The sequence below is a fragment of the Nakamurella flavida genome (assembly GCF_030811475.1).
GTDB classification, from domain to species: Bacteria; Actinomycetota; Actinomycetes; order Mycobacteriales; family Nakamurellaceae; genus Nakamurella; species Nakamurella flavida.
In genome coordinates this window covers 2,565,400-2,580,553 of sequence record NZ_JAUSQV010000001.1, presented here as the reverse complement: position 1 = coordinate 2,580,553, position 15,154 = coordinate 2,565,400, and the positions used below count along the sequence as shown (strand labels likewise).

General features: G+C 72.7%; 15 protein-coding genes. 9 read left to right on the top strand and 6 right to left on the bottom strand.

What is annotated here, in order from left to right; all coding sequences use genetic code 11:
- The first annotated feature begins 14 nt into the window (after positions 1-14).
- Positions 15-2,051, top strand: a complete 2,037-nt coding sequence (locus J2S58_RS11530) for an NAD(+) synthase (RefSeq protein ID WP_205258223.1) — start codon at positions 15-17, stop codon at positions 2,049-2,051.
- Between the two features lie 16 nt (positions 2,052-2,067).
- Here the strand turns inward: J2S58_RS11530 and J2S58_RS11525 are convergent, their stop codons facing one another.
- Positions 2,068-3,729 (bottom strand): fibronectin type III domain-containing protein, encoded by a 1,662-nt coding sequence (locus tag J2S58_RS11525; RefSeq protein WP_205258224.1) that lies wholly within the window; start codon positions 3,727-3,729, stop codon positions 2,068-2,070.
- A 201-nt stretch (positions 3,730-3,930) separates the two neighbouring features.
- Between J2S58_RS11525 and J2S58_RS11520 the strand changes: the two genes are divergently transcribed.
- From J2S58_RS11520 to J2S58_RS11505, 4 genes are all read left to right on the top strand, one after another.
- The gene (locus J2S58_RS11520) at positions 3,931-5,631 is read left to right on the top strand and encodes a sensor domain-containing protein (protein ID WP_205258225.1); all 1,701 of its coding nucleotides are present in this window, start codon (positions 3,931-3,933) and stop codon (positions 5,629-5,631) included.
- A 113-nt stretch (positions 5,632-5,744) separates the two neighbouring features.
- Positions 5,745-6,638 (top strand): hypothetical protein, encoded by an 894-nt coding sequence (locus tag J2S58_RS11515; protein WP_205258226.1) that lies wholly within the window; start codon positions 5,745-5,747, stop codon positions 6,636-6,638.
- A gap of 125 nt (positions 6,639-6,763) precedes the next feature.
- Positions 6,764-7,213, top strand: coding sequence for an RDD family protein (locus tag J2S58_RS11510; RefSeq protein ID WP_205258227.1), 450 nt, complete (start codon positions 6,764-6,766; stop codon positions 7,211-7,213).
- A 48-nt stretch (positions 7,214-7,261) separates the two neighbouring features.
- Positions 7,262-7,903 (top strand): FMN-dependent NADH-azoreductase, encoded by a 642-nt coding sequence (locus tag J2S58_RS11505; protein WP_205258228.1) that lies wholly within the window; start codon positions 7,262-7,264, stop codon positions 7,901-7,903.
- Here J2S58_RS11505 and J2S58_RS11500 read toward each other — a convergent pair whose 3' ends face one another.
- Together J2S58_RS11500 and arfB are read right to left on the bottom strand one after the other, a co-directional pair.
- Entirely contained in the window at positions 7,904-8,776 is an 873-nt protein-coding gene (locus tag J2S58_RS11500; RefSeq protein ID WP_205258229.1) for an LLM class F420-dependent oxidoreductase, read from the bottom strand. It lies immediately after the preceding gene.
- Positions 8,777-8,832: 56 nt separating this feature from the next.
- A complete protein-coding gene (gene arfB / locus J2S58_RS11495) occupies positions 8,833-9,255 on the bottom strand; it encodes an alternative ribosome rescue aminoacyl-tRNA hydrolase ArfB (protein WP_205258230.1) in 423 nt (140 codons plus the stop codon).
- A gap of 109 nt (positions 9,256-9,364) precedes the next feature.
- On the opposite strand from arfB, the gene J2S58_RS11490 reads away from it, so the two are divergent.
- Positions 9,365-9,664, top strand: coding sequence for a Dabb family protein (locus tag J2S58_RS11490; protein ID WP_205258231.1), 300 nt, complete (start codon positions 9,365-9,367; stop codon positions 9,662-9,664).
- Positions 9,665-9,686: 22 nt separating this feature from the next.
- Here J2S58_RS11490 and J2S58_RS11485 read toward each other — a convergent pair whose 3' ends face one another.
- Together J2S58_RS11485 and J2S58_RS11480 are read right to left on the bottom strand one after the other, a co-directional pair.
- The gene (locus tag J2S58_RS11485) at positions 9,687-11,351 is read right to left on the bottom strand and encodes a DUF885 domain-containing protein (protein WP_205258232.1); all 1,665 of its coding nucleotides are present in this window, start codon (positions 11,349-11,351) and stop codon (positions 9,687-9,689) included.
- 131 nt (positions 11,352-11,482) lie between these two features.
- Positions 11,483-11,692 (bottom strand): hypothetical protein, encoded by a 210-nt coding sequence (locus J2S58_RS11480; RefSeq protein WP_205258233.1) that lies wholly within the window; start codon positions 11,690-11,692, stop codon positions 11,483-11,485.
- A gap of 233 nt (positions 11,693-11,925) precedes the next feature.
- Between J2S58_RS11480 and J2S58_RS11475 the strand changes: the two genes are divergently transcribed.
- The 3 genes from J2S58_RS11475 (at position 11,926) to J2S58_RS11465 (ending at position 14,273) form a co-directional block, all read left to right on the top strand.
- On the top strand, positions 11,926-12,348 hold the full coding sequence (locus tag J2S58_RS11475) for a VOC family protein (protein ID WP_205258234.1): 423 nt from the start codon (positions 11,926-11,928) through the stop codon (positions 12,346-12,348).
- A 106-nt stretch (positions 12,349-12,454) separates the two neighbouring features.
- Entirely contained in the window at positions 12,455-12,856 is a 402-nt protein-coding gene (locus tag J2S58_RS11470) for a helix-turn-helix domain-containing protein (RefSeq protein ID WP_205258235.1), read from the top strand.
- A 232-nt stretch (positions 12,857-13,088) separates the two neighbouring features.
- Complete coding sequence (locus J2S58_RS11465) at positions 13,089-14,273, top strand: PP2C family protein-serine/threonine phosphatase (protein WP_205258236.1); 1,185 nt, start codon at positions 13,089-13,091, stop codon at positions 14,271-14,273.
- Here J2S58_RS11465 and J2S58_RS11460 read toward each other — a convergent pair.
- Positions 14,266-14,907 (bottom strand): hypothetical protein, encoded by a 642-nt coding sequence (locus tag J2S58_RS11460; RefSeq protein WP_205258237.1) that lies wholly within the window; start codon positions 14,905-14,907, stop codon positions 14,266-14,268. The two genes, J2S58_RS11465 and J2S58_RS11460, sit on opposite strands and share 8 nt — an antisense overlap.
- Positions 14,908-15,154: the final 247 nt, after the last annotated feature.

The following is a 15,154-nucleotide window of genomic DNA, read 5'->3' as shown; positions in this document are numbered from 1 at the left end:
GGGAGGATGCCCCCATGACGTTCGCCTCGCTCTACGCGCACGGATTCGCCCGGGTCGCGGCCTGCACCATCACCGTGCGGATCGCCGACCCCATCGCCAATGCGGCCGAGGTCATCGCCGTCGCGCGGGAGTGCGACGAGCAGGGGGTCGCGGTCGCCGTACTGCCCGAGCTCGCGATGACGGGGTACGCGCTGGACGACCTGTTCGGTCAGGACGCGCTGCTCGACGTCGTGCACGCCGGGCTGGCCGAGGTCATCGCCGCGTCCGCCGACCTGCTGCCCGTCATCGTGGTCGGCGCTCCGCTGCGGCACCGCGATCGCCTGTTCAACACCGCGGTGGTCATCCACCGCGGCGCCGTGCTCGGCGTCGTCCCCAAGCTGCACCTGCCGACCTACCGGGAGTTCTACGAGCGCCGGCAGTTCGCCTCGGGGGACGGCATCGTCGGGCAGGAGATCGCGGTCGCCGGGCACACCGTGCCGTTCGGGCTCGACCTGCTGTTCCCGGCGTCCGACGTCCCCGGGCTGACCGTGGGGGTGGAGATCTGCGAGGACATGTTCGTCCCCGTCCCGCCGTCCAGCGGGCTCGCCCTCAACGGGGCCACGGTGCTGCTCAACCTCTCCGGCAGCCCCATCACCGTCGGGCGGTCGGACACCCGCAGCGTGCTGTGCCGGACCCAGTCGATGCGGTGTCTGGCCGCCTACCTCTACGCCGCCGCCGGGCACGGCGAGTCGACCACCGACCTCAGCTGGGACGGGCAGACGTCCGTCTTCGAGAACGGCGCCCTGCTCGCCCAGGGCGAGCGGTTCGCCGACAGCGCCCGGGTGACGATCGCCGACGTCGACCTCGATCTGCTCCGGCAGGAGCGCGCGCGGCAGGGCACCTTCGAGGACAACCGCCGCGCCACACCGGCTCTGGAGTACCGGCGCATCCCGTTCACCCTCGACGCGCCGGATACCGATCTGGGCCTGCGTCGGCCCATCGAACGCTTCCCGTTCGTCCCGGCCGACCCGGAACGCCTGGCCCAGGACTGCTACGAGGCCTACAACATCCAGGTCGACGGGCTCGTCCAGCGGCTCCGCGCCACCGGCACGCAGAAGGTCGTCATCGGGGTGTCCGGCGGGCTCGACTCCACGCACGCGCTCATCGTGGCCGCCCGCGCGATGGATCTGCTCGGCCGCGCGCGCACCGACATCCTGGCGTTCACCATGCCCGGGTTCGCCACCAGTGACGGCACCAAGGCCAACGCCTGGGCTCTCATGCGGGCCCTCGGGGTCACCGCCGCCGAGCTCGACATCCGGCCCGCGGCCACGCAGATGCTCACCGACCTCGAGCATCCGTTCGGCCGCGGCGAGGAGGTCTACGACGTCACCTTCGAGAACGTGCAGGCCGGCCTGCGCACCGACTACCTGTTCCGGCTGGCCAACCACCACGGCGGCATCGTGCTCGGCACCGGCGACCTCTCGGAGATAGCGCTGGGCTGGAGCACGTACGGGGTGGGCGACCAGATGTCGCACTACAACGTCAACGGCGGCGTCCCGAAAACCCTGATCCAGCACCTGATCCGGTGGGTCGCGCAGACCGGCACGTTCTCCGACCAGGCCGACGAGGTGCTGCTGGCCATCCTGGGCACCGAGATCTCCCCGGAACTGGTGCCGGCCAAGGCCGGCGAGGCCCCGCAGAGCACCGAGAAGTCCATCGGGCCCTACGAGCTGCAGGACTTCACCCTCTTCTACACGCTGCGGTTCGGTTTCCGCCCGTCCAAGATCGCCTTCCTGGCCCTGCACGCCTGGGGCGACGTGACGGCCGGCAACTGGCCCGTGGGCTTCCCCGACGAACGCCGTCGCGAGTACGACCTGGCCACCATCCGCGGCTGGCTCATCGTGTTCGTGCGGCGCTTCTTCGGCTTCGCACAGTTCAAGCGGTCCGCGATGCCCAACGGGCCGAAGGTGTCCGCGGGCGGATCCCTCAGCCCCCGCGGGGACTGGCGGGCGCCCTCCGACGGCAACGCCACCGTGTGGCTGGCCGACATCGAACGGAACGTGCCGAGCTGACCGGTTCGGGCCGGACTCAGGCGACGGGTGCGGACGCGAGCACCGGAGCGGAGAACGTCCCGGCCAGAAGCAGCGTCGCCGGGCCACCCTGCGCCGGCACCCGGTACAGCCCGCCGTCGTCGGAGACGACCAGGTTGCCCCGCAGATCGGCGACCATTCCTTCGAACGGCAGGGTCAGGCCGGACGTCGGGATCCGGACCGGATCGGTGGACGTGCCCGGTGCGTAGCGGTCGACATGATCGACGGTGGGATCCGGCGTGCACGCCCCGGTGGCCTCGGAGATCGGCGGGCAGAAGACCGTGTCCACCATGTGGAAGTAGGTCCCGACACCGTCCGCGGCCTGGGCGATGTTCGCTCCGGGCGGGCCGATCTCGACGCCGTCGGGAGAACCGGGCACGTACGTCTCGACGAAGTGGGCCCGGGTCGCGCTGGTGACGGCGATGCCCTCGGCCCAGAGCTGACCGGTGCGGGCCACCACGGCCGAGGCGAAGGCGAATTCGTCGTCGGGGTTGGCGCCGAGCTCGAACGAGCGGACCGGGCCGTCCCCCCGGGACGGGTAGGTGGTCGCGACGAACTCGCCGAAGACCGTGGCCCGGCCGCTGCCGTCGACCTCGAGCGTCCCGGACACCCCGGTGGCCAGGACGCGGGACCGGCCGTCCCGGGCGGCCACCATCGTCAGAGTGCCGCCGTCCACGACGAAGACGTTGCCCCGGTCGTCGACCTCGACCTGCTGCGGGCTCTGCCATCCGGCGCCGACGGTGCCGGTCGCGGAGCCGTCGGCCGGGATGCGCACCACCGATCCGGCCGCGTCGGCGACGTAGACCGTGCGGGAGCGGTCGACGGCCAGGGCGACGGGGTCGGTCAGCGGACCGCCGAGGGTGACGGGGGCGGCGCCGTCCTGGACACGGACGACGCGCCGCGTCCGCTCGTCGATCGCGTAGACCGGTTCGGCGGGCAGGGTCGACGCGGTCGGCACCGTCCACCGCACCGACGTGGCTGCCGAGGCGCCCACGGCGTTCCGGGCCACCACGGTGAAGGTGTAGCTGCGACCGGGCACGAGCTTGGTGAAGGTCTTGCGCCGGGTGGGGCCGGAGATCGTCTCGGAGAACGGGCCGGTGCCGACGCTGGACGTGCCGTCGCGGCTCACCAGGTAGGAGGTGACGGTGCTGCCGCCGTCGCTGTCCGGCGCCAGCCAGGTCAAAGCCACGGTGTCGCGGGAGATCTGCTGCAGTGCGGGCATCGTCGGTGCCTCCGGAGTACCCGCCGCGAAACCCGCAGGCAGGAAACGGAAATCGACCACGGTGGCAGACCCCGCCCGGTGTCCGGAGTCGTCCGCGGCGGCGACGAAGAAGCGGTAGTTCTGCCCGGGCACCAGCTGGTGGAAGACCCACGACCGGGTCGCCGGGGACACGGTGGCCGACCACGGATCGGGATTCACCCGGGAGCTGCCACTGCGACCGACGGTGTACCCCGTCACGGACGTCCCCGGTTCCGCGGTCACACCCTGCCAGGTCAGCCGCGCCGCGCCGGCGGGTAGACCCGCCGTGGAGACGGTGACGCCGGCGGGCGCGGCGGGCCGGTAGGTCTCGGCCGCGGAGGCGGTGAGGGTGCCGGCGGTGAGGCCGGCGCCGGCGACGAGGAGGACGACGGTGAGGACGGCCATGACGGGTGCGCGCACGCTGGCTCCGGTTCTCTCGACGGCGTGATCAGGGCGGATGTCCACTGCCGCGACCACTGCCGCAGTGAGGAGATGATCACCGAGCGTGGTTGAAGCGACGGTGAGGCAGGCGGCGACGTCCGACCTGGCCTGGGCGTTCCGGGTCCCCGCTGGGTGGATCCACTCACGGGGACTTCTGCTCCGGGGGAACAGAATCCGTGCATGGTGGACGCGGCGGACATGTGGCTGGAGCAGGCAGCGGCGGAACTGGGCATCCCGGTGACCGGCGGGGCCGGGGTCGTCCTGCAGGTGCGGTCGGGAGCGATCGTGGCGGCGACCCGGGCGGCCGAGGTGGTGCTCGGTCTGACCCGCGACCAGCTGCTGGGGCGCACCTCCGGTGACCCGCGATGGGTGGCCGTCGACCGGAACGGGCGGCCCCTGGCCGCCGACGACCACCCGCCCATGCGGGTGCTGCGGCGGGGTACCCCGGTGATGGATTCCGTGATGGGCATCCATCGGCCGGCCGAGGACGCGGCCGGCGAACACGTGTGGTTGCTCGTGCGGAGCGTCCCGTCGTCGCTCACGGTGGCCGGATCCACGCCGCCGTCGGCTCTCACCGTCTTCCGGCCGCTCGGGCCCCGGGAGTCCGAGGACCTCCGACTGCGTGATTCCGAACGGAAGTACCGACTCCTGGCCGAGAGCTCGTCGGACATGGTCACCTGGCAGGCCCTGGACAGCACCTTCCTCTGGGTGTCGCCGGCGTCCCGGGCCGTCCTGGGGTACGTGCCCGACGAGCTGATCGGAACACCCGCCCTGGACCTCGTCCACCCGGATGACATGCCCCTGGTGGACGCGATGCGCCGGGCCGCCGAACAGGACGGGGATCTGCCCCCCGGCTCGGTGACCATGCGGTTCCGGCACGCCGACGGGTCCTGGCGGTGGATCGAGAGCACCGCCCGGCTGCTCCGCGACCGCCAGGGCGTGTTGAGTGGGCTGTCCACGTCGGGTCGGGACGTGACGGCGAGGATCCGGACGGAGCGGGAGCGCGACGAGGCCGTGGAGATGTTCCGGCTTGCGATGATCCTGGCCCCGGTGGGCATGGCGCTCCTGGGCGGGGGCGGACGGATCGAGCAGGTCAACCGGGCCCTGTGCGAACTGCTCGGGCGGCCGGAGGCCGACCTGCTCGGGCGCGCGGGCGCGGACGTCCTGGCCGGGCCCGCCGGCCCACCGCTGCTGACCGCCGACCCCACCGACGGTGTCGACCGCGTCTCGGAGGCGGAGGTGCGGTTCTGTCGACCGGACGGGTCGGATCTGTGGTGCCGCCGGTCCCTGGTGCCGTTGCACGGCGCGACCCCCGCCGGGGTCCGCGGGCGGGTCCTCGTTCAGGTCCAGGACGTCACGGTCGAACGGACCGAGCGGGAACGGCTGGCCGCGGCCGCGCGCACCGATGTGCTGACCGGGCTGCCCAATCGGGCGGTTCTGCTGGACCGCCTGAACCGGGCGCTGGGTGGCCGTTCCCCGGACCCGGTGGGGGTGCTGTTCGTCGACCTCGACGGTTTCAAGGCCGTCAACGACACGTGGGGACACGACGCCGGTGACGAGCTGCTCCGGCAGATCGCCGCCCGGCTGTCGGTCACCGTCCGCGCCGTCGATCTGGTGGTCCGGCTGGGTGGTGACGAGTTCGTGGTGCTGTGCGAGGACGTCGGGACCACCGCCGAGCTCGACGCCCTGGCCCGCCGCATCCGGGCGGCGATCCGGGAGCCGGTGGTCGTCGACGGGCACGTCCTGACGGTGATGGCGAGCGTCGGGGTGACCGCGGGAAAGGACGTCTCGGCGCGGGACCTCCTCGTCCGGGCCGACCGCGCGATGTACTCGGCCAAACGCGCCGGACGCACACGACCCGTCATGGATGCCGTCGACTGAGGGGACGGCCGGGCCGTTCCGGCGCACCGGTCGGTGGGAGAGGATGATCGCTGGACCGTCGGGCCACCGGTCGGTGGGTGCCGGCATTCGGCCGGGCACGGGGAGGGGCAGGGGTGATCGCAGGGCCGCAGCGTGCAGGTGACGACCGGGGTGATCACGCCCCCGGTGGGTCGCCGAACCTGTCCTGGATCGTGCGGCAGGCCGTCGACCCCGTCGGTACCAGCGTGGTGGGCGGCGCCGTCGGGTTCCGCCGCATCGCCTCCTGGGCCTGGGACGCCGCCCGTCCCGCCCGCGAGGTCGTCGAGCGCGCACAGGTCGCCGTGGCCGACGCCACCGATCAGCTGGTCCGCCGCACGGTCCGGTCCGTCGTCGAGATCGCCTTGCAGGAAGTCGATCTCACCGCCGTCGTGCGCGACAACGTGGACATCGAGGCCCTGATCGACACGGTGGACCTGGACGAGGTGGTGGCACTGGTCGACGTCGACCGCATCGCCGCTCGTCTGGACCTCGAAGCCATTCTCGACCGGATGAGCCTGACCCGCATCGTGCTGGAACGGGTCGACCTGGACGCCGTCGTGCGCGCTGTCGACCTCGACGCGCACGTGGCCCGGGTCGACGTGAACGCCGTCGCCGACCGCGTCGATCTCGATGCGGCAGCCGGGCGCCTGGACGTGAACGCCGTGGCCCGCCGCGTCGCCCTCGACCCACTGATCTCCACCGTCGACATCGAGGCGATCGTCGACCGGCTCGACCTCGGGGACATCGCCGAGGACGTGATCGACCAGATCGACCTCGCCGGCCTCATCCGCGGCTCCACCGGGGCGTTGTCCGGGGAGGCGGTCACCACCCTGCGCACCCAGAGCCGCGGCGCCGACGAGGCCGTCGCCGTCTTCATGCGTCGGCTGTTCTCCCGTTCCGGTTCCCGGGACGCACCGGTGGGTGAGCCGCGCGAAGAAGGGCCGGATGGCGGGTCGTCGCCGGTGAAGGACACGGAGGCCGACCGGTGAGCACCGATTCCGACGAGCGGACCGGAACCGATGACGCCCGGTCCGAGCACGCCAGTTCTGAACACAGCAGTTCCGAGCACGGCAGCCGAAGCGGCCGACCCCGGTCCACCGGTCGGTCGCGGGCGATGAACGGATCCGGTCCGGCCGGCATCGTCTCGCGGGCCATCGCCGGCGTCGTCGACGTGCTCATGGCGGTGGTGATCTGCGGGGCTCTGGTGCTGGGCACTGCCCTGGTCGACGCCGTTCTCGATCCACGCACGCTGGCCCTGCCGCTGCGCCTGCCGTGGGAGGTGTCCGCGGTGTCGTTCCTGGTCATCGCGGCCGTCTACCTGGCCTTCTGCTGGGGGACGGGCGGCCGCACCGTCGGCGGCGCCCTGATGGGGACGCGGCTGCGGGCCAAGGGGGGCCGGCCGGGTTGGGTCACCGCGTGCCTGCGCGCCGGCCTGTGCGCGGTCTTCCCGATCGGCCTGCTGTGGGTGGTCGTCGACCGGGACCGCCGCTCCCTGCAGGACCGGCTGCTGGGCACATCGGTGGTCTACGACGAGCCCGCGCTGGTACGCACCGACCGGAGGTGACGGCCGGGCCGATCGCGGGCGGCCGCACGGCGGTGCGAGGATGCCCGCATGCCCGTTCTGCTGCACCTGGACTCGTCCATGGACCCGGCCCGCTCCCGGTCCCGCGCGATCACCGCGACGTTCGCCGACACCTGGCGGGAGGTCTCGCCGGAGCACACCGTGGTGTACCGCGACCTGCACGCCGATCCGCCGCCGCATCTCGACGACGCCGCGTTGCACTGGCCGGCGGCCATGTGGCGGTCCGGTGAGGAGCCGGCAGAGGCGTCGGTGCGGACCCGGCAGATGTTCCTCGACGAGCTGATGGCCGCGGACGCCGTTCTCGTCGGGGCGCCGATGTACAACTATTCCCTGGCCTCCACGCTGAAGGCCTGGGTCGACCACATCCACATCCCGGCCGTCACCACCGGCGTGGACCCGCTGCCGATGGCCGGCCGCCCGGCGGTCGTGGTGACCAGCCGGGGCGCCTCGTACGACGTCGGCAGCCCCACCGAGGGTTTCGACCACGCCGTGCCCGTGCTGCAGATCGTCCTGGGCACCGCGCTCGGCATGGACGTCGAGGTGATCACCACCAACCTGACGTTGGCCGACTACGTGCCGGACATGGCGCCGGAGCTGCCGCGGGCCGAGGCCGAGCTGGCCGCCGCCCACGCCGAGGCGAAGGCGGCGGCGCTGCGGCTGGCCCAGCGGTAGTCAGAAGCCGGCCGCCACCGGGACGACGTGCTGGCCGAGGATCTCCAGCGGGGTGATGGACGCGTAGTTCGCCGGGGCGCCCTGCAGGTGCTGCACGCCGAGAGCGGCCAGGTCCTGCAGGTGGGCGAGCAGCTCGTCGACCTTCTCCCCGTTCGGCCCGACCTCGAGCCCGCCCATCACGGTCACCTCGATCTCCTCGAACGGCCGGCCGAGGTCCTGGCAGTGCTGGCGCAGCACGTCGAGCTTGCGTTCGATCTCGGGGGAGTCGAACAGATTGCAGGCCTGCGCGTACTGGGCGACCATCCGCAGCGTCTTCTTCTCGCCGCTGCCGCCGATGAGGATGGGCGGGTGCGGCCGGCGGAGCGACTGCGGGGAGTTCAGCGTCCGGTCGAGGCTGTAATGCTTTCCGCGGTAGGGGCTCTCGTCCCCGCTCCACATCTGCAGGCAGATCTGCAGGGTCTCCTCGAGCCGCTCGAACCGCTTCTTGAGGGGCGGGAACGGCAGGCCGAGCCCACGGCACTCCTCCTCGTTCCAGCCGGCGCCGATTCCGAGCATGGCCCGGCCGCCGGACAGCACGTCCAGGGTGGTGACGGCCTTGGCCAGCAGGCCCGGCTCGCGGTAGATCGCGGCGGTGACCCACGCGCACAGTTCGACGCGGGACGTCTGGCCGGCCAGGAAGCCGAGAGCCGTGTACGCCTCGAGCATCGCGTTCTCCGGCGGGCCGACCATCGAGATCTGCCAGACGTGGTCCATCACGCTGAGCCGGGCGAAGCCCTGCTCGTCGACGGTCCGCGCGATACGGGAGAGGTCCTGGGCGAGCTGGGCGGGGCCGCCAGGGAAGGTGAAGTCCGCGACGTGGAGACCGATCTTCATGGCTGAGCCGCCGTTCTGCGCAGGGATGTCCGGCGACGGTAACCCCGCTGGACGGATCAGTCGTCGGTGGAGCGGCGCAATCGCTTGATGTCCCCGCGCCGCTTCTTGTCGTCGACCCGGCGGCGGGTGGCGGACCGGGACGGTCGGGTCGGGCGGCGGGTCGGAGGCGGGGGAGCGATGGCGGCCCGGACGATGTCGGCCAGCCGGTCGCGGGCGGCGTCACGGTTGCGGTGCTGGGAGCGGTACTCCGACGCGACCACGACGACGGCCCCGTCGACCAGGCGGTCGGCCAGCCGGTCCAGCGCCCGCACCCGCTGGAACTCGCTGAGCGCGGCGGTCGATGCCGGCCACCAGCGCAATTCCGCGCGGGAGTCGGTGGTGTTGACGCCCTGCCCGCCCGGCCCGGAGGAGCGGGAGAATCGCCAGGACAGTTCGTCCTCGCCGATCACCACCCGCCCGCTCACCGGTATGCCGTCCATCGGCACAGCATGGCGGGTGGGCGCCGCCTCCCCAAGCGGGTTCTTCCCGGGCGGCCGCGTGGTCAGATGGACGGCGGCCGCCCGGCCGCCGAATCCCCGAGGAGTACCCGTGATCCGACACATCGTCGTCTTCAGCGTCGCCGGCGAGGACGCCGCTGCCCGTTCCGCCACCGCGGCCACCGTCAAGGACGGGCTGGAGGCCCTGCCCGCGCAGATCCCCCAGATCCGGCGGCTGGAGGTCGGGCTCGACCTGGGCACCGTCGAGCGCAACGCGGACCTGGTACTGCTCACCGAGTTCGACACCCCGGAGGATCTCGCCGCCTACCAGGTGCACCCGGCCCACCAGGCGTTCGTCGCGCAGGTCGGCCCGCTGCTGGCCGGCACGGCCGAGGTCGACCACCTCATCTGACCCAGCGTCCTGCACCCGTCGGTCAGACCCCGGCGGTGACGCCTTCGATCCAGCGCCGCACCACCACCTGCAGCGCGGGTAGCGGGAGCGAGCCGGATTCCAGCACCGCGCTGTGGAAGCCCTGCAGGGTGAACTTCTCGCCCAGGGTGGCGCGGGCCTCGTCGCGCAGCCGGAGGATCTCCTGCTGGCCGACCAGGTAGGCCAGGGCCTGCCCGGGCCAGGCGATGTACCGGTCCATCTCGGCGAACAGGAAGTCGCGGGACACCGGGATGTGGTCGACGAGGTAGCCGCGGGCCTTCTGCCGGCTCCAGCCCAGGCCGTGCACGCCGGAGTCGACGACGAGCCGGGCGGCCCGGTGCATCTCCATGAACACCGCGCCGATCTCCTGCTGGACGGAGCTGTAGAGGCCCAGTTCACCGGCCAACCGTTCGGTGTACAGGCCCCAGCCTTCGGCGTGCGCGTTGACCAGGGTCTGGGTGACCAGCCGCGGCAGGGAGGTGTCGGCCTGGGCGCGGGCCAGCTGCAGGTGGTGGCCGGGGACCGCCTCGTGGAACGCGACCGCCTCGAGTTCCCAGCCGACGCCCATGCCGGGGACGACGGTGTTGAACCAGTAGGTGCCCGGGCGGCTGCCGTCGGCGCGGGGCAGTGTGTAGTGCGGGGCCATGCCGGAGCGGCCGACGGTGTCGGGCATCGGGGAGACGACACACGGGTCGGGCAGCGGCGGATCGATGACGTCCGCGGCCCGCGCCTCCGCCCGCAGGATCGCGACCCGGGCCCGCTCCATCGCCGCCTCCGGGTCGGGGTCGGCCCCGGCGGCGACGGCGGCGCGGATGGCGGGCAGGTCGTCCAGCCCGATCCGAGCCCCGAGGACCAGTGCGCGCTCCTCGAGCTCGCGGACGGCGGTCAGCCCGGTCTCGTGCAGCTCCTGCGGGGTGAGCGGAAGGGTGGTGTGCCGTTCGATGGCGGCCAGGTAGCGCGCCTCGCCGTCGGGCAGGTGGCCGATGCCGGCATGGTCGTCGTCGCGGGCGACGGGCAGCAGCTCCTGAGCGACGAGATCCCGCCAGCGCCGGACCGCGGGGGAGACGACCTCCGCGGCGAGGCGGTGCACCTCGGCGCGCCAGGCCTCCGCGCCGTCCCAGCCCTGCGGGGCGGCGGGGGCGGTGAGCGCGGCGGGCGCCGGCTCGCCGAGCACGGCGTCGGCCCAGGACAGCGCGTTCTCGGCCAGGGACCGGACGGGCGTCAGCCCGCGGGCGGCCCCGGCCCGCAGCCGGTCGGTGACGGTGTCGATCCAGTGCGCGGACGCGGTCAGCCGGGCCAGGTAGGCCTGCGCGGACTGCTCGTCGGGGACGACGGTGCTGGCCGCGGTGCTGAACAACACCGGCGGCCCGGAGAGCGGCAGAGCGGTGACGGTGAAGTCGACCTCGCCGACGTCCAGGGTGTTGAGCTCGGCGCGCACCGTGCTCGCGATCGCCGCCTGCAGGACCGTGTCCGCCGGGTCCGCGAGGATCCCCGCCGCCGCGTCGCCGATCCGGGTGAGCTCCGCCCGGTAGGCCGCCTCGGCCGCCGGGGACGCGTCCGGCGCGAAGGCGTCGTACTGCGGCAGGCCGAACTGCGAGGCGCCGAACGGGTCGTTGCGCAGGACGGCCTCGACCAGTTCGTCGGCCAGTGCGGGCAGGGTCGGGGTCATGGGCGCTCCAGGGTGGCGATCGCGGACGTGTCGGGCGGTGCGCCCATCGTCGCCCATGGCGTGCTCGGGCAGACGCAGTGCCCGGCTGTCCTGTGCGCGGCGGGGATTCTCGTGCCCGGCCCGGCAGCGGCTCAGGCGGCCGCGGCGACCGGCGCCTGACCGTCGATGCGCAGCGGCAGCCGGGTGGCGGTGCGGGCGGGGGCGGCGGGAACCGCGCGGTACTCGACCGGCACCGGGGCCAGCAGCTCGGAGATCGGGTCGAACACCCTGAGCTCGGCGGCGGCGCAGGCCCTGAAGGCGGCGATGACGGAGTCGAGACGGCGGCGGAAGGTGGTGCTCATGGCGGGCTCCTGACAGCGGTTGGGGTGATGGGACCAACGCTAGGAATCCGCGGCTCCGGTGAAATCTGTCGACCGGCCTGCCTTGTCGGTCTCCGTCTATCCCGTCCGGCATACCGGGGCCGCGGCGACCGATGAGTTCGACGGGCCATCGCCGTCTTCAGGGGGTGGCGCCCACCCGGGCTCGCTGCCACGCTCGGGCCGATGCCGATCGGTCCTCGACGAAGGAGATCCCCGTGCCGACCAACCTGAACCCGTACCTGTCGTTCCGTGACAACGCCGCCGAGGCGATGGAGTTCTACCAGTCGGTGTTCGGCGGCGATCTGACGATGAGCAAGTTCGGTGACTACCCGATGGGGATGGATCCGGCGGAGAACGAGAAGGTGATGCACGCCCAGTTGGTCGCCCCCGGCGGGATGATCCTGATGGGCGCGGACACGCCCGCCTCGATGGAGCACTCCGCGGCCGGCGGCAACGTGTCGTGCTCCTTGAGCGGGACCGACGTGGACGAGTTGCGGGGGTACTGGACGGGGCTCACCGCCGGGGGGACGGAGACCGTCCCGTTCGAGAAGGCGCCGTGGGGTGACTGGTTCGGCATGTGCGTGGACAGGTTCGGGGTGTCCTGGCTCGTCAACGGCGGCGGCACGCCGGAGGCCTGATCGGGTGGGGCCGGTCTGCCATCAGCGAAACGCGGTGCCCGCCCGGGGGAGCGGGCCCGTAGCGTGACAGCACGGGGAGCAGCCCGCGACCGGAGGTGGCAGCAGGATGGTTCGACGTGCGCGCGGTGTGCTGACGGTCGAACCTGCCCGCGCCCTGGCGATCGCCGTGCTCGATCCGGTGCCGCTGGTCGCCGTGCCGGCGGTCGATTCCCCTGTCGTCCACCCGGCCGCCCCCGCTCCCGTCGTCCTTTTCCGGCACGCTCTCGGCTCCGTCCTGCGAGTGGAGCGCACCGCCCAGGGTCGGACGCTGCAGCAGGTGGCCCGGGCGGCCCGGGTGTCGGTCGCCTTCGTCTCCGAGGTGGAGCGGGGGATGAAGCAGCCGTCGTCGGAGATCCTGGCCGCGCTGACCACCGCGCTCGAGGTGTCACTGTCCGAGGTGGTCGCCCGGAGCGCCGACCTGCTGCGACAGCCCTCGGTGGCCGGTGCCACCCAGTTGCGTGCCGCCTGAGTCTCCGGTCGAGCGGGCCCCGGCGCCATTCGTCGCCTTTCTGACTCTGGGTGCCCGGCGCGTGCCCGCTGTCCCCTGAACGGGACCCCCGCGGGCTCATGACTCTGCGTATCGTGGGGGCCACGCGCAGGAGTGCCGTCCGGCCAAGAAGCGGTCCGGACGGATGTTGGCTGCATATGCCGATCCTGCGGATGCCCCGGACGCTGTGTGTCCGGTGGACGGGAGGACGGGCATGGAGCTGGACGCGATCAGGTCGACCCCGGCGAACGCCGTCGAGGTGGACAGGCTGAGCGCCCTGCGGGAGCTGCGCCTGATGGACACTCCGCCGGAGGAACGCTTCGACCGCATCACGCGGTTGGCCCGGGAGATCTTCGACATGCCCATCGCCGCGGTCTCGTTGATCGGTGCGGACCGGCAGTTCATCAAGTCAGGGCAGGGCGCGGTGGCCGACGCTCCCCGGGCGCACACCTTCTGCGGGACGACCGTCACGATGCCGACCGCGTTGATCGTCGCGGACGCCGACGAGGACCCGCGCTTCTCCGGTAGCCCGCTGGTGACCGGCGATCCCCATCTCCGCTTCTACGCCGGGTTCCCGCTGACGGTATCCGGGGGGCACCGCATCGGTGCGCTGTGCGTGATGGACACCCAGCCGCGCGAGTTCGGGCCGGCGCAGGTCGACCTGCTCGAGGAGATGGCCCGGTGGGTCGAGCTGGAGCTGTCCACCGCGGAACGCCTCGACCACGCCAGCGCCGTGCAGCAGACCCTCACCGCCGCCGATCTGCCGGAGCTTCCCGGGTTCCAGTTCGCCGAGCTCTCCGTGCCCACGCTCGGCCTGCGCGGCGACTTCGCCGACTGGCGGACGGTGCCGGACGGCATCGAGGTCACCCTCGGCGACGTGATGAACAAGGGTGAGGTCGCCGGCCTGCTCGCCGCGACCGTCCGGGCCACCGTGCGGGCGCTGGCCCGGCACGTGCCGTTCCCGACGGTGGTGACAGAGGCGTGCGCGTTGGTCGAGAAGGACCTGCACCGCACCGACTCGTACGCCACCCTCTTCCACGCCCGGCTCAACCGGGACGGCTGGCTGGAGTTCCTGGACGCGGGCCTGGGCCTGATGGTCGTGGTGCGGGCATGGGGCGGGCACCGGCACCTGCCGACGCGCGACCTGCCGTTCGGCATCGTCGACGGGTCGGGCGCCACCCCGAACAGCCTGTGGCTGGAGATCGGCGACACCGTGCTGGTGTTCACCGACGGCCTGCTCGGCCTGTGGGACGGCTCGCTGCGGCACCTGAGCGATCTCGAGGCCATGGTCCGATCCTCGAACGACGCCGGCGAGGTGGTCGCGCGGCTCGGGGCGATGGCCGGTGAGCAGGCCCGGACCAAGGACATCACCGCGCTGGTCATCCGCAGGGTCAGCTGACGCCGTAATCCCGCTGCTGAAGTCTGGTCCGGGCGTGCGGGCCGAGGGTGACGCCGAAGCCGAACTCGTCCAGCACTGCCCGGATGTGCTCGACCGGGAGTGAGCCGTGGCGTTCCAGGGTGAGGTGCGATCGACCCGCCTCCTGCGTCACCCGGTGCAGAGCCAGCACGGACATCGGCTCGTGCAGCGGGTACCGGGCGCGCGCGGCGGCTTCGTCTGGGTGGGCGAGCAGCACGAACCGGGGGACGTGGCCGAAGTCTTCCGGCAGGCCGTCGGCGCGGAAGTGCGCCGGGGTGTCTGCGGCGCCGGTGCGGTGCCGGGACTGGTTGGCCGAGGTGACGAACAGCGGCCCGGTCTGCTGCCAGGCGCGGCGCAGGAACGCGTTGCTGGGGCAGGCGTGGCCGGGGCCGACGATCTGCGCGGTGGTCAGGTCCCCGCCCGTGCTGGTCAGCAGGCGCGGCAGGCCGGTGGCGGCGGGGGCGCGGAAGCCGAACGGGCCGAGCGCAAACAGCGCCGCGATGATCGCGTCGGCGGTGGCCCGACTCATCGACAGTCGGTCGAGGTTCAGGACGGTGCTGGTGAGCTCCGGCGGGCCGGTGATGCTGCCGACCTGGCCGGATGGCCGACCCTTCATGGCGTTGACCGCGCGGATGGTCGCGTCGTCCCCGCGGGCGGCGAGGGCGGAGGATAGGTGGCGAAGCCGCTCGAACGAGGGCGCCGGCGGCGAGCGCGTCCGCGGCCTGGTCGGAGCCGTCGGGCAGGAGCAGTTGCACGGGACCTCCTAGCCTTGGTACCGGAGCGGAGGGGCGCGGCGGCGGCCTGATACGTCGGGGCTGTGGGAACCGATTTGGGTGGGTCCGGCGCGTGCGGTAATCTCAGAC